Annotated in this window: 14 protein-coding genes and 4 pseudogenes; 6 read left to right on the top strand and 12 right to left on the bottom strand. The window is 73.9% G+C overall.

Annotated features, from left to right (window positions below; genetic code table 11):
* Positions 1–102: pseudogene (locus ACH4ZA_RS12170) on the top strand (NAD-dependent epimerase/dehydratase family protein); the annotation flags it as partial.
* A gap of 57 nt (positions 103–159) precedes the next feature.
* Positions 160–345: pseudogene (locus tag ACH4ZA_RS12165) on the top strand (NAD-dependent dehydratase); the annotation flags it as partial.
* Positions 346–375: 30 nt separating this feature from the next.
* Here the strand turns inward: ACH4ZA_RS12165 and ACH4ZA_RS12160 are convergent.
* Positions 376–1488: a sensor histidine kinase gene (locus tag ACH4ZA_RS12160; RefSeq protein WP_398429182.1), complete on the bottom strand. Its 1113-nt coding sequence runs from the start codon at positions 1486–1488 to the stop codon at positions 376–378.
* A gap of 2 nt (positions 1489–1490) precedes the next feature.
* Positions 1491–2252 carry a response regulator gene (locus tag ACH4ZA_RS12155; RefSeq protein ID WP_398429181.1) on the bottom strand — a complete coding sequence of 254 codons (762 nt, stop codon included), beginning with the start codon at positions 2250–2252 and terminating at the stop codon, positions 1491–1493.
* Here ACH4ZA_RS12155 and ACH4ZA_RS12150 point away from each other — a divergent pair.
* Positions 2244–2453, top strand: a pseudogene (locus tag ACH4ZA_RS12150) (hypothetical protein); the annotation flags it as partial. The gene ACH4ZA_RS12155 and the pseudogene ACH4ZA_RS12150 overlap by 9 nt on opposite strands.
* A gap of 301 nt (positions 2454–2754) precedes the next feature.
* On the opposite strand, the gene ACH4ZA_RS12145 reads toward ACH4ZA_RS12150, so the two are convergent.
* The 4 genes from ACH4ZA_RS12145 to ACH4ZA_RS12130 all read right to left on the bottom strand — a co-directional run bounded on the left by ACH4ZA_RS12145 (position 2755) and on the right by ACH4ZA_RS12130 (position 6628).
* On the bottom strand, positions 2755–3276 hold the full coding sequence (locus tag ACH4ZA_RS12145; RefSeq protein WP_398429295.1) for a hypothetical protein: 522 nt from the start codon (positions 3274–3276) through the stop codon (positions 2755–2757).
* 89 nt (positions 3277–3365) lie between these two features.
* Positions 3366–4667: a molybdopterin-dependent oxidoreductase gene (locus tag ACH4ZA_RS12140; protein ID WP_398429180.1), complete on the bottom strand. Its 1302-nt coding sequence runs from the start codon at positions 4665–4667 to the stop codon at positions 3366–3368.
* A 237-nt stretch (positions 4668–4904) separates the two neighbouring features.
* On the bottom strand, positions 4905–5777 hold the full coding sequence (locus ACH4ZA_RS12135) for an SDR family oxidoreductase (RefSeq protein WP_398429179.1): 873 nt from the start codon (positions 5775–5777) through the stop codon (positions 4905–4907).
* Positions 5778–5935: 158 nt separating this feature from the next.
* Complete coding sequence (locus tag ACH4ZA_RS12130) at positions 5936–6628, bottom strand: HemK2/MTQ2 family protein methyltransferase (protein WP_398429178.1); 693 nt, start codon at positions 6626–6628, stop codon at positions 5936–5938.
* 276 nt (positions 6629–6904) lie between these two features.
* Here ACH4ZA_RS12130 and ACH4ZA_RS12125 point away from each other — a divergent pair.
* Positions 6905–7000: pseudogene (locus tag ACH4ZA_RS12125) on the top strand (DUF6766 family protein); the annotation flags it as partial.
* A gap of 9 nt (positions 7001–7009) precedes the next feature.
* Here ACH4ZA_RS12125 and ACH4ZA_RS12120 read toward each other — a convergent pair.
* Entirely contained in the window at positions 7010–7450 is a 441-nt protein-coding gene (locus ACH4ZA_RS12120; protein WP_398429177.1) for a hypothetical protein, read from the bottom strand.
* A 199-nt stretch (positions 7451–7649) separates the two neighbouring features.
* On the opposite strand from ACH4ZA_RS12120, the gene ACH4ZA_RS12115 reads away from it, so the two are divergent.
* Positions 7650–8135 carry a cation:proton antiporter regulatory subunit gene (locus ACH4ZA_RS12115; protein ID WP_398429175.1) on the top strand — a complete coding sequence of 162 codons (486 nt, stop codon included), beginning with the start codon at positions 7650–7652 and terminating at the stop codon, positions 8133–8135.
* 58 nt (positions 8136–8193) lie between these two features.
* Here ACH4ZA_RS12115 and ACH4ZA_RS12110 read toward each other — a convergent pair whose 3' ends face one another.
* The 5 genes from ACH4ZA_RS12110 to ACH4ZA_RS12090 all read right to left on the bottom strand — a co-directional run bounded on the left by ACH4ZA_RS12110 (position 8194) and on the right by ACH4ZA_RS12090 (position 14218).
* A complete protein-coding gene (locus ACH4ZA_RS12110; RefSeq protein ID WP_398429174.1) occupies positions 8194–9273 on the bottom strand; it encodes a PucR family transcriptional regulator in 1080 nt (359 codons plus the stop codon).
* A 102-nt stretch (positions 9274–9375) separates the two neighbouring features.
* Complete coding sequence (locus ACH4ZA_RS12105) at positions 9376–10617, bottom strand: cation:proton antiporter (protein WP_398429173.1); 1242 nt, start codon at positions 10615–10617, stop codon at positions 9376–9378.
* A 684-nt stretch (positions 10618–11301) separates the two neighbouring features.
* The gene (locus ACH4ZA_RS12100; protein ID WP_398429172.1) at positions 11302–11946 is read right to left on the bottom strand and encodes a ScbR family autoregulator-binding transcription factor; all 645 of its coding nucleotides are present in this window, start codon (positions 11944–11946) and stop codon (positions 11302–11304) included.
* A gap of 166 nt (positions 11947–12112) precedes the next feature.
* Entirely contained in the window at positions 12113–13348 is a 1236-nt protein-coding gene (locus ACH4ZA_RS12095) for a cytochrome P450 (protein ID WP_398429171.1), read from the bottom strand.
* Between the two features lie 186 nt (positions 13349–13534).
* Positions 13535–14218 (bottom strand): ScbR family autoregulator-binding transcription factor, encoded by a 684-nt coding sequence (locus ACH4ZA_RS12090; RefSeq protein WP_398429169.1) that lies wholly within the window; start codon positions 14216–14218, stop codon positions 13535–13537.
* 328 nt (positions 14219–14546) lie between these two features.
* Between ACH4ZA_RS12090 and ACH4ZA_RS12085 the strand changes: the two genes are divergently transcribed.
* Positions 14547–16442: an acyl-CoA dehydrogenase gene (locus tag ACH4ZA_RS12085; protein ID WP_398429167.1), complete on the top strand. Its 1896-nt coding sequence runs from the start codon at positions 14547–14549 to the stop codon at positions 16440–16442.
* The last annotated feature ends 10 nt before the right edge of the window (positions 16443–16452 follow it).

Genomic DNA, 16452 nt, shown 5'->3' with positions numbered 1-16452 from the left:
ATGCGTGCAGTGGTCAGCGGCGGTGCCGGGTTCGTCGGGGCCCATGTGGTCGAGGCGCTTCGGGCGCGCGGTCACGAACCCGTCGTGCTCGACGTACGGGCCGACCCCGCCGCGGACGTGCGCCACGAATTGCCCGTGGCCCGTGCTCTGGACGGGACGGCGGCGGCACCGGCCCCGGCTCACGGCGGACCGGGGCCGGTCGTGACCGGCGAGTACCGGCCGGGGGACGTCCGGCACGTCACGGCCGGCTCGTCCCGGCTGCGGGCGGAGGTGGGCTGGAAGCCGCAGGTCGGTTTCACGGAAGACATGCGGGAGTTCGCGTCGGCGGGTGTGCGCCGCGCGTAGGACCGCACAGGGCCGGTGGTGCTGCCCGCGTCATGAAGCTGCCGCGGGCAGCACCACCTCGAAACGGCAGCCGCCGGGGATGTTGCGCACGGTGGCCCGGCCCCGGTGGGCCTCCACGATGCCGCGGACGATCGCCAGGCCCAGTCCGGCGCCCGCCGGCGGCGTCCGGGCGTGGGTGCCGCGCCAGCCGGTGTCGAAGACGCGCGGCAGGTCCTCCTCGGGGATGCCGCCGCAGCTGTCCGAGACGGACAGCACCACGCCGTCGGGCGAGCGTTCGGCGCTCACCATGACGGTGCCGTCGGCGGGCGTCCGGCGGATCGCGTTGACCAGCAGGTTGCCGAGGACCCGGCTCATCTCTCTGCCGTCCACCTCGACCGGCAGGGGCTCCACCCGGTCCCCGACCAGGCGCACGCCGTGCTCGTGGGCCAGCGGGTACGCCCCGGCGAGGGCGTCGCCGACCAGGTCGTAGACGGACATCCGGGCTGGGGACAGGGCGAGGGCTCCGGCGTGGATGCGGGACAGCTCGAAGAGGTCGCCGACCATGCCGTTGAGTCGTTCGACCTCGGTGCGGATCTGGCGCAGATAGCGGGCGGGGTCGGTGGCGACGCCGTCCTCGAGCGCCTCGGACATCGCGCGCAGGCCCGCGAGGGGGGTGCGCAGGTCGTGCGAGATCCAGGCGACGAGTTCACGCCGGGACGACTCCAGCGCACGCTCCCGCTCCCGGGACTCGGCGAGTTTCGCGCTGGTGGCCTCCAGTTCGCGACTGAGCGCGGCGAGTTCCGCGGTGGCCGGTCCGTCGGGTGCGGTGAAGTCGCCGCCGTCGCCGAAGGAGCGTGCGGCGAGGGCGAGTTCGCGGCTGCGGGCGACCACCCAGCGGCCGAGGGCCAGCGCGGTGACCAGAGAGACCACGGCCGCCATGGCGACCACCGTGGTGACCACACTCAGGTCGTGCGGGGACAGGAACATCGCCTGCGCCACGGCGAGGGTGCCCGCGAGCATGGCGGTCACGGCGACGGCCGCCACCACGGTGAGCGAGCTGGTCAGCGAGCGACGGCGCAGCAGCCACAGCGTCCCCGCGCCGAGCAGTCCGGCCGCGCCGGCGCCGAGGAGGGCGTACAGGGCGATGAGCAGGGTGTCGCGCACGGTCACTCCTCGCCCTGGCCGGCCGGGACGGCCGGGTCGAAACGGTAGCCGACGCCCCACACCGTCTGGATCAGGCGGGGCCGGGCGGGATCTTCCTCGACCTTGTTGCGCAGCCGCCGGACGTGCACCGTGACGGTCGACAGGTCGCCGAAGTCCCAGCCCCACACCTCCCGCATCAGGTCCTCGCGGCTGAACGCCCGTCCGGGATGCCGGAGGAAGAACGTGAGGAGGTCGAACTCACGGAGGGTCAGGGCCAGTTCGGCGCCGTTGCGGGCGGCGCGGCGGGCCGCCGGGTCCACGCTGAGTCCGGCCGCGCCGAGGGCCCGCCCGTCTGCTGCGGGCCGGGTGCGGCGCAGTACGGACTCCACCCTGAGCACCAGTTCGCGGGGACTGAACGGCTTGGTGACGTAGTCGTCCGCGCCGACCTCCAGGCCGAGGACGCGGTCGTCCTCGTCGCCGCGGGCGGTGAGCATGATGACCGGGACGGGGCCTCGGCCGCGCAGCCGCCGGCACACCTCGAGGCCGTCCATGCCGGGCAGCATCAGATCGAGAACCACCAGGTCGGGCCAGTGGGCGGCGGCTCCGGCGAGGGCGGCGGGCCCGTCGCCCGCCCGGTCCACCAGGTATCCGGCGCGGTCGAGGTAGCCCGCGACGACCTCGGCGACGGTGGGATCGTCGTCGACGACGAGGATCCGGGCGCGGGCGACCCCGGTCCCTCGGTCCGCGGGGCCGTCCGCGGGTTGCCCGTACTGCTGATGTTCCATACGGCCAGCCTCGCACCGCGGGCCGCCCCGCGTCGTCCCCGGGCCCCGGTCCCTCGTCGATGTCCCTGTTTCGTAAGGAGCCGGAGTCCGGAATGCCCGATTCACATTCGTTCCACCGACGGCTCGGCGGACCTCGCCCGGCGACTCGGCGCGGTCGTCGTCCACGAGCCGCGCCGTGGCTTCGGCGCCGCCTGCCACGCGGCTGAGCGCCGCGACCGCCGGGGGGAGGGCCGTTGGGGCACCGCCCTGCTCGTCGACGGCGATCTCGGCATCGGCGGTGAGCGGGCGCGCTGCTCGAAAGGCTGGCGCGAGCCCTGGTCCCCGGCGGCCTGCTGATCGCCGAGAGGGCCCCCGTGGACGTCGACGAACGGGTCAGCGTGCGCCTCGTCGACGTTCGCGGCGGCGTCGGCGCACCGTTCCCTGGGCCCGGCTCGGGACTCGGGCACTACTGCGGCACACCGGCACACCGGCACACCGGCACACCGGGCCGGCGGGCCGCCGATCAGTGGTCGAAGGGCGGCCGTTGCTTCGTCGCCCTGCGAAGCCCTGACCGTCGGCGCAGCGCGAGCAGCAGTGCCGAGCCGCCGAAGAGCACCGCGGTGATCAGCAGCCAGCGGGCGAGGAATCCGTCCGCGGACATCCCGGTCGCCGACCGGTAACGCTCGTCCACGCGTCCGCTGATCAGCGGAAACCACACGAGCAGGAGCAGCCCGGACAGGGCGGCCGGTACCCGCAGGTACAGGGTCCACGCGCGGTGACCGGCCGCCTCGAGCGACCTCACGACCGCGCGGTCGGCCGACGCGTACAAGGGCAGCAGCACCAAGTCGTGGACGATCGCCGCGCCCACGAACCACAGGGCCACCGCGAACCAGTCGTCCGCCAGCAGCCGCACGCCCGCATAGCCGGCAAGCGCGAACGAGCAGGCCAGGAGCAGCAGGGTGAACGGGCCGTCGTTCGCACCGGGCAGGAGCCGGGTCGTCCTCGCCCGGGTCGTCCTCGCCCGGGGCGGGCGGCCGTCCGCCATGGTGTCGCGCCGCATCGCGGGTCGCCTCACGGTCGTCTCCTCACCGGGGTGCTCGTCGCTCGCCCCACAGCTCGTGTCCCCTGGTGTCGTCACAGCTCGCCGAACGTCAGCCGGGCGACCCACTTGGTGTTCAGCACGCCGGGCGCGGCGGGCACGATGATCCTGGCCGGGAAGCCGTGGTCGGGGGTCAGCGGTTCGCCGTTGACGTCGAGGGCCAGCAGGGATCGTGGATCGCGCACCTGGTTCGCACGCAGCGCCGCCCGGCGGAAGGACCCGCTCCGCTGGAGCGACTCCACGAGGACGTCGGGCGCCGCGTCCGCTTCGTGGCCGACCAGGGCGGCGAGATCGCGCAGCCGGACGCCCCGCCACCACTGGTCGGAGGTGGACCAGCCCTCCACGCACGCGATGGGCAGTGCCGCACTGTGCAGGGGGAGGTCGAGCAGCTCGGCCCGGCTCAGCCGGACGGTTCCGGCGGGCCCGGCGACGGTCAGCCGCCATGCGTCCGCGCTCGTCTCGGCCGCGACGATCCCCCGGGACGCGGCCGTCTTGTTGATCTGGAATCCACTCGGGCCGCTGCCCGGTTCCGCGCCCCCGTGCGGCGCGAGGAGGGCCGACCGCCGGGCGAGCCCGTCGAAGCTGCGCCCCGCCGTCGTGCCGAACAGCAGCAGGCAACCGCCTCCGACCAGCCACAGCGCGCCCCGCCGCGTCACCGTGGGCCGTGCGGGAGACGGCGCGGTCAGGGAGACCTCCGTTCCGGGTCCGGTCCCGTCAGCGGGAGGTTCCGGCTCGTGCCGCAGCCGCCGCAGATTGCGTACGGCGGCCGGAGTGCGCAGCACCGCGTGCGTGGCGAACGCGGCGAAGAAGACCCACGCGCCGTAGAAGTGCAACGGGTAGAACGAGCCCGGGAAGACGTAGTCCAGCTGGACGTTGAGCACGCCGGTGACGAACTCGAACAGCGCGCCGCCGACCAGCAGGAGCAGCGACAGGCGTTCCAGCGCGTGGGTGAGCGACCGCGCGGGCGGCAGCGCGAACAGCCGGGGGATCACCGACCACAGCTTCGCCAGCAGGACGGGGATCAGGGTGATCCCGAGCGTGACGTGGACGCCCTGGGTGAGCCGGTAGAGCCACGGCGGATCAGTCGGCCACGCGAAGAGGTAGAAGCCGAGCAGCCCCTTGTCCGGGGTCTTGTCGTTCACCGGCGAGAGATCCGGGTTGTACGCGGCGTACGACAGCAGCCCCGTCACGAACAGCACGGTGATCCCGCCGAGCAGCACGACGCCGAGGACGGAGGTGAACCACGGGCCGCGCAGCGGACTGCGCCAGAACCGGGGTGAGGACGGCAGGCGGGGGGAGTGGGACGGCGGGGACGGCGGAGCGGGCGACCGTGACATGTGCCGACCGTAGGCCGGTGCGACCGGGCAACGGGGCTTTCGACACATGACGAAACGCTGACGTCCGCGGGCTCGTTCGTGTCGACGCGCCCTGGGCGGCCTGGCGTTCCCCTGTGCATCGTGATCATCTGCCTGGCCTGGCTGCGACGGCGGCCGCCTCCGCCCTCGACACATCCGCCCTCGGCACCCTGCCCCGTCGGCACCCGCGGTCGGGCCGTCCCCACGCCCTCGCTCGCGTCACGGCAGCGGGGTGCCGCCGGTGGCGTTGAGGATCTCCGCCGTGATGAAACTCGCCCGCTGCGAGGCGAGGAAGACATAGGCGGGCGCCATCTCTGCCGGCTGGGCGGGACGGCCGAGGGGCGACTGCTTGCCGAACTCGGACGTGTCCGGCATCGTCGCCGGGATCAGCGGCGTCCAGACCGGTCCCGGGGCCACGGCGTTGACGCGGATGCCGTCACCGGCCACCATCTGCGCGAGCCCCTGCGTGAACGTCACGACGGCCCCCTTGGTCATCGCGTAGTCCAGCAGGTGCGGGCTCGGCTTGTACGCCTGCACCGACGTGGAGTTGATGATCGAGCCGCCGGCCGGCATGTGCGGCAGCGCCATCTTGGAGAGCCAGAACATGCCGTACAGGTTCGTCCGGACGACACGGTCGAACTGCTCGGTGGAGATGGCCTTGATGCCGTCCGGCTGCGCCATCTGGTAGGCGGCGTTGTTGACGAGGACGTCGATGCGGCCGAACTCGTCCACGGCCCTGTCGACCAGGCGCCGGCACTGCTCCTCCTCGCGGATGTCGCAGGGCACGGCGACGGACCTGCGGCCGGCGCCCTCGATCAGAGCGGCGGTCTCGTCAGCGTCCTTCGTCTCCTCGGGCAGATGGGTGAAGAGCACGTCGGCGCCCTCGCGGGCGAACGCCAGCGCCACGGCCCGGCCGATGCCGGAGTCGCCGCCGGTCACCACGGCCTTGCGGTCACTCAGCAGTCCGCTGCCCTCGTAGGAGTCCTCGCCGTGGTCGGGCGGCGGGTCCATGGGGCCGGTCCAGCCCGGATGGGGCTGGTCCTGGTCGGGGAAGTCGGGGCGGGGGTGCCTGCGGGTCGGGTCCTCGGTCACGGGTGATGTCCTCCTCGGTGTTCTCGGTGTTCTCGGTGTTCTCGGTGTTCTCGGCGCTTCTCGGCGCTTCTCGCCGCGTGGCATCGGGGCGGCGCCCGCCCCGGGGGATGTCCGCCGGGTGGCTGCGCCGCGCCGCGCGGCACGGGCGGTCCCGCGCGTCACGCGCGGCACGCGCGTTCGGCGCGGATCACCACCAGCTCCTCGCGCCTCTCGCCGTCCGCCAGCAGGCCCTGCTGGACGAGCCACCGGTGGCGGGAGCGCAGCACCGGGCCGTGCGGCACGGTGGCCCGGTCGGTGACCGCGGCGCGAAGACCGCTCTCCGTCAGGCGCGTCAGGGTGGCCCCGGTGCCGCACAGGCTCGAGTGCACGAGCAGCAGGGCGCCGCCGGGATTCAGGACGGCGGGCGCCTCGGCGCAGATCCGGTCGATGAACACGCGCCCGTCCCGTCCCGCGTCCCAGGCCCGCGCCAGGCCCCGGCGCGGCAGCGCCCCGGCGGGCGACGGCACGTAGGGCGGATTGCTCACGACCAGGTCGTACAAGCGCCCCGGCACGGCCGCGGTGAGGTCGCCCCGGCGGCAGCGGACCCGCTGCCCGGCGAGCAGCGCGTTGAACCGCGCGGTCAGCACGGCCAGCCGGGAGATGTCGACCGCCGTCACCCGGGCGCCCAGCCGTGCGGCCTGGACGGCGAGGGCCCCGGAGCCGGTGCCCAGGTCCAGCACCTCCGTGGCGGAGCCGATGTCCTCGCGGGAAAGGGCGCGCGTCAGCAACCGGGTGTCGTACTGGGGGGTGTACACACCCGGTGGGGTGAAGGCCCGGGCCGGCGCCCGTGGCGCCCAAGCTTCCGCCGTCATCGCGTTCTCCGTTCGGCAGGGCGCTCCAGGTGCGGCGCGCGTCGTTCCGCACCACTGAGTGCCCACAGGCCGCTGCCCCACACACACCGCTCGCGCCCCTCCCGGCCGGCCCGACGACGTGTGTGAGCGGCGAAGACCCGGGCAACTCGGCGGCGGTCGGCAGACGACGGGCACGTTCGAAGGAGGTCGCGTGACGACGCAGCGGCCTCGGCCAGGTCGGCGGCATGGGCCCGGGACCAGGCAGCGAGGTCGCGGGCCACATGGTGGACCTCGTGCTCGGTGGCGGTGCTCTCCATCTATCTGCGACAACGCGGCTCCCCGGAGTCGAAGCCGGTGGGAGCGGCCCACGACGCCACCGGTGCGGAGGGCTGAGGAAACAGGTCAGAGGACGTCCGGGTCGTCCTCCGGGTCCCCGGCCGGCGTGACCGAGGTGTCGACGCGACGGTAGGCGGCCCGGGCGTGGCCGATCCGGGCGGCCGCCGTGCCGACGAGGGTCGCGGCGCACAGGCAGGTGAGCCAGAAGGCGTCCCGGGGGCCGGTCCAGGTGAGGGTGCCGACGGGTGGAACGGCGAAGCCGTTGAGGGTCAGCCAGCACAGCAGGGCCGTGCCCGGGGCCGCGGTGAAGCGGGCGCACAGACCCAGCAGGCCTGCCAGCAGGGACAGCGCGGCCAGGGCCGGACCGGGGCGGTCCGAGCCCACCAGCAGGTTGTGCACCGTCACCAGCGTCAGCGCGCCGACGCACGCGGTGGCCCACACCAAGGGGGTCGCGAGGGGCTGGGGCACGGGCCTGGCGCCCAGCCTGAGGGACACCCACTCGACCATGTTCCACGCCTCCTTCCGGCCCCGTGCCGAAGGGACGCCGGCCGGCGGAGCGCCGGCCCTCACGACGGCGTGGACCTGAACACGGATTCTCCCACCCGGCCGCCGGGGCGCCGAGCCCGGCTTCGGTCGCCCGGTCCGAGACGGCCTAGGCTGGACCGGCAACGTTCGCAGCACGCCTGGACGAAGACTGGGGGCAGTCGTGGGGACTCCGCGCCTGAGCAGTACGCCGTTGCCGGGCATCGGCGTCCGCTATGACCTGACCACACGGGAGCAGCGCCGTGTCTCGGTGGTCGCGCATCGCGACGGAGCCCGGACGCTGAACGCCTACCGGGAGGACGATCCGGACGCCTGCGCGCTGTCGCTGCGCCTGACCTCCGGCGAGGCGGCCGCCCTCGTCGACGCGATGACGCCGACCCACCACAGCCCCAACGTGCTGTCGACCAGCGAGCTGGGCCTGGTGGCGGAACGCGTCGAGTTGACGGCCACGTCGCACTGGAACGGCCGGCTGCTCGGGGAGACGCGGATGCGGACCGAGACCGGTGTCTCGATCGTGGCCGTGCTGCGCCACGCCGAGGCCGTCCCGTCGCCGACGCCCCGGTTCCGGCTGGCCGGCGGGGACACACTGATCGTGATCGGCACCCGGGAGGGCGTGGACGCGGCCGCGGCGATCCTCGAGCGGGAGTGAGCGGGCCGACCTTCCTTGCGCGGGGCCTCGGGCCGGCCGGCCTTGCGTGTGCCGGGCCTCAGCCCGTCAGGTCGCTCGGCTGCAGCGGTTCGGCAGGCCAGTCGAGCAGGCGGGCGCCGATGACCGCGGTCTGCAGCGTGTAGCGGCGACCGGGGTCGGCGGGATCGGCGCCGGTCAGCCGGTGGACGCGTTCCAGCCGGTAGGCGAGGGCGCGCACGCTCAGTGAGAGCTGCCGGGCGGCGGCCGCCGCCACACAGCCGGAGTCGAAGTACGCCGTCAGGGTCGCGAGCAGCGGCCGCGCACCGCCGCGGGCCCTTTCGAGCGGCCCGAGGACGCTGTGGACCAGATCGACCAGGGCCTGCCGGTCCCGGGCGAGAACGGGGAAGACGAGCAGGTCGGCGGCGCGCAGCAGCGGCTCGTCGAGGGCCATGCGCCGGGCCACGTCCAGGGCGTTGCGCGCCTCTTCGTAGCTGTGCCCGATACCGATCGGGCCCGGCCTGGGTCTGCCGACGGCGACCTGGACCCGCCCCTGGACCGCGGCGTGGGCCTGCTTGGCGAAGTGGGTGAGGACCTCGTCCTGGTCGCCGGGGGCGATGCACACCATCCGGCCGTGCTTGGTGGTGAACAGGACGCTGCGGTTCTCGAAGCGGCCGAACAGCGCGTCCGCCACCCGGCGGGGCACGGGGTCCGTCTCGTCGTACTCGACGGGCCCCTGGGCGACCGCGACCGCGTGGGCGCGGGACAGACGCAGACCGAACCGCTCGGAGCGGGCGGCGAGTTGGCCCGGGTCCCCGCGCCCGTGCAGCAGGTCGTCGATGAACTCGCGGCGCGCGGCCTCCTCCTTGCGGATCACGAGGCGCTGCGCGCTCTCGTAGCCGTCGGCGAAGGCGTCGAGGGCCTGCTCGAGGACGGTGAGGACGCCCGCCGGATCGGCCCCCCGCGGCCAGCCCTCCCGGCCGGCGGCGAGATGGGCCCGGACGACGCCCCGCCAGTCGTGTCCGGCTTCGGCGGCCCGGGCCCCGTGCGCCCGCCGGGACCGTATCTCCTCGCGGGTCAGACGGCGGCCGGTGGCGGCGGCGTCCGCGAGCATCCGCTGGAAGCCGTCCAGGAACGGCTCGGATCTGTTGCGGTCGGTCATGGCCTCCCCGTTCGGCTAGGACGTCCTCGCCCGAGGATTATCTCCCCGTCGCGACGGGGCGCCGCCGACCGGGGGTGTCTGCGCCGCACGGCACGCCGTTCCTCAACGGTTCGCGGGCACGGCCTCCGCGCCTCCCGCGGTCCCGGCGGGTTCCACGGCGACCAGGTCCCCCGCCGGTACCGCCGGCGCCTGGCGCGAGGCGGTCAGACGGCCGGCGAGGGGCTCGGTCCAGCGGGCGGCGAGCGGCCCGAGGACGACCAGGATCAGCACGTACGCGGTAGCCAGCGGTCCGATGCGCGGTTCCACGCCGACCGCGAGACCGGCGATGACGATGGAGAACTCGCCGCGTGCGACCAGGGTCCCGCCGGCCCGCCATCGGCCCTTGACCGAGATCCGGGCGCGGCGCGCAGCCCAGTAACCGGTGGCGATCTTCGTCAGGGAGGTGACGGTGGCCAGGGCCAGCGCCGGAAAGAGGACGGGCGGAATGGCCGCGGGGTCGGTGTGCAGTCCGAAGAAGACGAAGAATACCGCGGCGAACAGGTCCCGCAGCGGGGTGAGGAGACTGCTGGCGCCCTCGGCGACCTCGCCGGACAGGGCTATGCCGACGAGGAAGGCGCCGACCGCCGCGGACACCTGGAGCCGCTGTGCGATGCCGGCGACCAGAAGGGTGAGGCCGAGGACGACCAGCAGCAGCATCTCGGCGCTGTCGGAGGAGACCGCGCGGCTGATCAGACGCCCGTGCCGCAGCGCCACGTACAGGACCGCCCCGACGGCGCCCAGGGCGATGAGCAGGGTGAGCGCGCCGCCCGCGAGGCTCACGCCGGCCAGCAGGGCGGTGAGGATCGGCAGGTAGACGGCCATGGAGAGGTCCTCCATGACCAGGATGCCGAGGACGACCGGGGTTTCGCGGTTGCCCAGCCGGCGCAGGTCTCCGAGGACCTTGGCGATCACGCCGGAGGAGGAGATCCAGGTGACGCCGGCCAGTGCCACGGCGGCCACCGGATCCCAGCCGAGCAGCAGGGCCGCGGCCGCGCCGGGCACGGCATTGAGCACGAAGTCGACCGCGCCGGAGGGGTATTGGGTCTTCAGGCTGGTGACGAGTTCGGAGGCGCTGTACTCCAGGCCGAGCAGGAGCAGCAGGAGGATGACCCCGATCTCGGCGCCCGTCGCGATGAACTCCTCGCTCGCTTCCAGGGGCAGCATGCCGCCCTGACCGAAGGCGAGCCCGGCGAGCAGGTACAGGGGTATGGGCGAGAAGCCCACCCGGCCCGCCAGGCGTCCCAGCAGGCCCAGGGCGAGGATGATCGCCCCGAGTTCGATGAGCAGGGCGGTGGTGTCGTGCACGGGCGTCTGTCCTCCGTCGGTCGGGATCGGTGGTGGCGCGTCGGTCGAGGTCGGTCGTGTGCGTCTGTGCTGTCGCGGAGCCTGCGGGTCGCCCCGGGCGTGCGGGCGCAGGACGGATCGCCCGGGCGGCCCGTGGGGAAGACGGACGTGGCGGACGGGGTGGGTCGTCGCTCCGGGCGCCGCGCCCGGAGGGCGGCCCGGCGCCGCGGGCAGGGGGTCACTGCCCCGACGCCGGACCCGGGGCTGCGGGTGGGCGGGCCGGGACGCGGTCCGCCCGACGCCCGGGAAACGCCGGACGGCAGCGGGGTCGCGCTCGGGGGCTGTACCGGCCGTCGGTGGCGCGGGCTCCCGCCGGGTGGGCGGAGTCGCGTCAGCGCTGCGGGGGCGCGCTCGGGCCGGTACCGCAGATATCGGGAACGCGGTCGCGTGCGGCGTTGTCGACGCGCACGGGGATGACTCGACCCATGGCACGCCCTCCCTCACGTCGGTGACCGGACCGCCGGCCGCGGCTCCACGGCCGGGCGCGTCGACGCCCGGCGAAACGTAAGCACTCGGTAAAGAATATTAGCGCAGGCCCGGCTCGTGCCTCACCGGAGAGGAGGGCGGCGGCAGCCGGGTGCGCCCGGCGCGCATCGAGGAGTTGCACGCCGGGACCGGTGCCGACGGGACGAACAGCGCCGCGGGTCAGTGCACCTGGTCGCCCGGCTGTTCCAGCGGTGTCTGCGGCTGCGGCGACGTCGAGGCGTGGTCCGGCGAGGATGCCAGCCGGGGCAGGACGAAGGTCCACAGCTGTGTCACGCGCTCCACCGAGAGTACGTCGCGGTCCGCCGCGCCCATCACCTCGAAGCCCGCCGTCGCGGCCACGATCACGGTCGTGGCGACGTCGGCCGGGACGTCCCTCGCGAGCTCCCCCTCACGCTGCGCCTGGACGACGAGTTCGTGCACCCATGCCTGCCACCAGCGCAGCAGCCGCGATCCGCCCTTGCGCGAGGGATCACCGCTCAGCCGGAACCCGGCCCGGATCACGGGGTCGGCGACCACCGCCAGCAGCAGTCCGCAGGCCGTGTGCACGAGCGACTGCAGCAGCGTGTCCGCCCGGCTGCGGCATCGTTCCGCGAGGCGCTGGGCGCCGTCCGCCGCCGCCCTCTCCACCTCCGCCGCCAGGTCGTGCTTGCTGGCGAAGTGGAAGTGCAGCGCGCCGTTGCTCACCCCCGCACGCTCGCTGATGGCCGGAAGGGACGCCCCGGCGTATCCCTCGGCGGCGAACACCTCGGCGGCCGCCCGGACAAGGGCCTGGCGGGTGCGGGCCGCCCGTGCCTGCTTGACCATCAGGTCTTCCTCCCCAGGCTGCGCGGACGGCGGGGGGCCGCGTCCTGCGTCCGGCGGAACGGGGAGAGCATGCCATCGGAGCAATGCCGAAGTAAACCGCGCGCTCGGTATCTCCGGAACGCACGCCTGGCCTTCGGCCGTCGACTACGAAGGGACTATGTCCGGTTCAGGTCTGGACCGGACCGAGTCGGACCGGGAGTGACCGGTAACTGTTCATCAGGAAGCTGGGCAGCGGCAGGAGTTCCTCCGGTGCGCAGGCGAGTTCCATGCGGGGGAAGCGGTCGAAGAGCGCGGCGAAGGCGCTCTCCGCCTCCACTCCGGCCAACGGCGCCCCGAGGCAGCGGTGCGGCCCGTGGCCGAAACCGAGGCCGTCGCGGCCCTCGCGCAGTACGTCGAACCGCTCGGCGTGCGGCCCGTAGCGCTGCGGATCCCGGCCGCCCGCCGCGAAGTTGACGAGGATGGCCTCGCCCTTGCGGATCAGCACGCCGTCCAGGTCGATGTCCTCGACGGCGAACCGCATCGGCGAGTAGGCCCCGGGGGTGTGCACCCGCATCGTCTCGGCGGCCACTTCCCGCCAGGTCGCCCGGCCCGCCCGGACGTGCTCCAGCTGCTCGGGCCATCGCAGCAGCGCGCCGACCGCGTTGGTGATCAGGGCGGCCGTGGTGTCCTGCCCTCCGGCGATCATGAGGAACAGGGTGCCGAGCAGCTCCTCCTCGGTGAGCCGGTCCTCCCGGTCACGTGCCTGGATCAGCAGGGACGTGAGGTCGTCGCCGGGTTCGGCCCGTTTGGCCTTCACCAGGTCCGACAGCCGGACGAAGGCCTCCATGCGAGCCGCCTCGATCTCCCGGCCGCTGATCGTCGTCCCGAACACCGTGTGCAGGGCCGCGCACAGGGCGTCGGTGGCCTCGCCCTGGGCCACCCCGAACAGTTCGCAGATGACCCGCATCGGCAGCAGCTCCGCGAACGAGGCCCGCAGGTCCACGGGCTCCCCCGCACTGCTCGCCGCGAGCCCGTCGACGAGCTCGGCCGCGATCTGCGCCACCCGTGGCCGCATCGCCTCCGAACGCCGCGCGGTGAACGCCCCGGCCACCAGCCTGCGCAGCCGGGTGTGCGAGTCCCCGTAGGCGAAGAGCATGTTCTCGTTGATCACCCAGGGGTACAGCGGCCACTCCTCGGTGATGCGCCCCTCGATCAGCTCCGGCCAGTGTCGGCGTGCGTCCTTCGACACCCGGGGATCGGTCAGCAGCCGCTCCACCTCGCGCTGCCGCAGCACCGCCCAGGCGATCACGCCCCCCGGCAGCTCCACCTGCACGGCGGGGCCTCGGGCCCGGAGCATCGCCGCCTCGCCCGCGAGGTCACGCCCGGTCACGTCCAGGGCGTAGGGGCAGGCTGTCGTATCCATCGTCGAACTCCCAGGGTCGGTCCTGCGCTGTCGGTCTGCGCACCGGTCGGGAGGAGCGGCGGCCCGCCTCTCGTCCGGGGGACGCGGAACCGCCCCCCGGACGACCGTTCGCCCCGGTCACCTCCCCCTGCCGCCCCACCCTCAACCGCCGACCCGCGCGCACCCGGCGGGACGGGGCCGGACCGGTCATCCGGCGACGCGGGGCTGTCCCGTCGGCCAACTGGCCTTCACGGCCTCCTCGTACACCCGGGCGCCCCGGTCGGCAGCCGTGTCCAGCTGCAACAGCACGGCGGGCACCGCGACCCCGGAGAGCAGGTGCCGCTGAAGGTCGGCGACCCGCTCCGGCAGGTCCGCATGCCCCGTCATGATCTTGGAGAGCACCTGGACCCCGGTGAAGGCGCCCACGAACATCCGCGCGGCGGCCGCCACATCGACGTGCGGCAGCAGTTCGCCGCGCTCCTTCGCCCGCCCCAGCAGGTCCGCGTTGTGCGCGATCCACCCGCGCATCGGCGCGCGCCGGTCCAGCCCGTCCGTCGGCGCCCCCTGGTCCACGGTCAGTCTGATGCTCCCCTGGACCAGCGGATCGCCCACCGACAGCAGATGGGCCAGGACGAAGGCCTCGTCCAGCCCCTGCTGCAGCAGCAACTCCCGCGCGGGCACGGCCGGGACGGTCTCCAGCTGGCCGGCCAGTACGGCCTGTGCGAGCTCCTCCTTGGAGGAGAAGTGGAAGTAGAGCGCGCCCTTGGTCACGCCGGCCCGGGCGAGGATCTCCGCGATCGTCGCAGCCTCGTACCCCACCTCGGCGAACACCGCCGCGGCAGCGACGAGGACGGCCCGCCTCGTCCGGACGGCCCGTTCCTGCAGCGCCACGCCCCACCTCCGAGGTAGCTCCGGCGAATCCGGCTCGAAAATATACCGACAGGTCTGACTCGTGCCACCTCGCCGCCTCCTGTCCACCACCGCACCGGCGACCGGTCGCCGCGGCCCCGGCACCGCAACGGCCGGATCTCGGCGCTGAGTTCGCGACGGCCGCTCCCACGCGCGTTCGCGCGGCCCGAGCACCGCACAGAACAGGCCATCTGCTGCCGGTCGGATTGCCGGTTTCCGACTTGATGAGAAAACCGGTAGGTCCGTATCTTTTGGCGGACGGCGCAACCAGACGTACACGTGTGCGGATTCGTGACAACGGGGAGTGGTCATGGCCCTTCTGGCATTCCACGGCGCGGAGCGCCCCGCCGGGCCGCACCGCAGCGGTCCCCGTCCCCTCGCGGACACGGCCGACGGCCCGGAGCGGGACGACGCGGCGACCGTCCGCGAGCTGACCCGGCTGCTGTTCGACCAGGACGGCGAGCGGGACCGCGTCCACGCCCCGTGGCGCCGCCTCATCGCGCAGGACGACTTCCGTCACCGGCCCGGCCTCACCCCCGAGGAGCGGGCCGCCCAGTCCTACGCCTGGCTGCGGCTGGTCAACGACTCCCTGGCCGACCCCGCGTCGCTCGCGACGGATCCGGCCCTCCTCACGGGGCTGCACGAGTGGGCCGCCATCGTGGACGGCGGCGGCGGCCTCACCACCGTCGCCAGCATCCACTACAACCTCTTCCTCGGCAGCCTGCTCGACCACGACCCCGAACCCTCCAGGGACCTGACCCAGTTCACCGCGCTGCGCCGCACCGGGACCTTCCTGTGCACCGAGGTCGACCACGGCAACGACGCCTTCGCGCTGGAGACCACCGCCCGTCTCGACCCCGCGACGGGCGGGTTCCTGCTGCACACCCCTCACCCCGGCGCCGCCAAGTTCATGCCCAACACCAGCACGCTGGGCGGCCCCAAGAGCGCCGTGGTGGCCGCACGCCTGCTCGTCGACGACCGCGACCACGGGGTGTTCCTCTTCCTGACCCCGCTCACCGACCACGACGGGCCGCTCCCCCACATCACGGTCACGCCCCTTCCGCTGCGCCCGAACGCCCCCGTCGACCACTGCCTCACCTCCTTCGACCACCTCCCCCTGCCGCGCCGGGCCCTCCTCCAGGGCGAGCACGGTCGTCTGGGCCCCGACGACGTCCTCACCAGCAGCCTCGGCAACCGCCGTAAACGCTTCCTCACCTCGATCGCCCGGGTCACCGTCGGCAAGCTGTGCATGAGCGCCGCCGCCGTCGGAGCCTCCCGCGCGGCCCTCGCGATCGCCGTCCGCTACGGCGACCACCGGCATGTGAGCGGAGCCCGGCCCGGTCAGCGGCTGCCCGTCAACACCCATCGCACCCACCACAGCAGGCTGCTCGAGGGCGTCGCGACCACCTACGCGATGACGCTTCTGCACCGCTCGCTGACCGCGCGATGGGGCAGCCACGACGCCGCGGACCGCCCGCACCTCGAACGCCTCGTCGCGCTCGCCAAGGCCTGGATCACCTGGGAGGCGCGCACCATCGCGCTCGAGGCGCGGGAGCGCTGCGGGGCGCAGGGGCTACTCCCCGCCAACCACCTCGCCGGCTTCTCCGAGTACATCGAGGGGACGATCACAGCGGAGGGCGACAACCTCCTCATCACCACCAAAGCGGCCGCGGAACTGCTCCACCACCCGCCGGCCCTGCCCACCCCGGACGCCGGGCCGCCCGTCCTCACCAACCCCCGCCATCTGCGCAACCTGCTCGCCCGCACCGAGCAGGTCTTCCACGACCAGGCACACCGGGCCCTGCGCCACGGGCCGAAGCACGATCCGCAGGCCCGCTGGAACACGGCCTCGGCTCCCGCGTTGCAGAAGGCGCAGAGCCACATCAGGCTGCAGGCCGCGGACGTCCTCCTGGCCACCCTGGCCCGCACCGCTCACGAGCCGGCCCGCCGCCTCCTCACCGAGGTCACCGCCCTGTACCTGCTCACCCACCTCTCCCCGCACACCGGCGTGCTGCTCGCCGACGGCCACATCGAGCCGGGCGACGTGCACGGACTCCCGGCCGCCGTCGACGCCCTCACCCACAGCCTGCAGCCCCATCTCGCCGCCCTGACCCGGGCGTTCGACCTCCCGCCGGAGTACCTGGACGCCCTGCCCCTCCTCCGGCGTCCCGGACCGCCTCGGGGCGACACGGACGGCGGGGCGTAGCGGGCCGGGC

The organism is Streptomyces sp. NPDC020597 (assembly GCF_044335095.1).
Taxonomy (GTDB): domain Bacteria; phylum Actinomycetota; class Actinomycetes; order Streptomycetales; family Streptomycetaceae; genus Streptomyces.
This window is presented reverse-complemented; position numbering and strand designations above follow the sequence as displayed.

Excerpts from the sequence above, each read along its gene's own strand:
- ACH4ZA_RS12155 (WP_398429181.1), bottom strand. The coding sequence starts at position 2,252 with ATGGAACATCAGCAGTACGGGCAACCCGCGGACGGCCCCGCGGACCGA.
- ACH4ZA_RS12095 (WP_398429171.1), bottom strand. The coding sequence starts at position 13,348 with ATGGATACGACAGCCTGCCCCTACGCCCTGGACGTGACCGGGCGTGAC.
- ACH4ZA_RS12120 (WP_398429177.1), bottom strand. The coding sequence starts at position 7,450 with ATGGTCGAGTGGGTGTCCCTCAGGCTGGGCGCCAGGCCCGTGCCCCAG.
- ACH4ZA_RS12140 (WP_398429180.1), bottom strand. The coding sequence starts at position 4,667 with ATGTCACGGTCGCCCGCTCCGCCGTCCCCGCCGTCCCACTCCCCCCGC.
- ACH4ZA_RS12085 (WP_398429167.1), top strand. The coding sequence starts at position 14,547 with ATGGCCCTTCTGGCATTCCACGGCGCGGAGCGCCCCGCCGGGCCGCAC.
- ACH4ZA_RS12130 (WP_398429178.1), bottom strand. The coding sequence starts at position 6,628 with ATGACGGCGGAAGCTTGGGCGCCACGGGCGCCGGCCCGGGCCTTCACC.
- ACH4ZA_RS12145 (WP_398429295.1), bottom strand. The coding sequence starts at position 3,276 with ATGGCGGACGGCCGCCCGCCCCGGGCGAGGACGACCCGGGCGAGGACG.
- ACH4ZA_RS12110 (WP_398429174.1), bottom strand. The coding sequence starts at position 9,273 with ATGACCGACCGCAACAGATCCGAGCCGTTCCTGGACGGCTTCCAGCGG.
- ACH4ZA_RS12100 (WP_398429172.1), bottom strand. The coding sequence starts at position 11,946 with ATGGTCAAGCAGGCACGGGCGGCCCGCACCCGCCAGGCCCTTGTCCGG.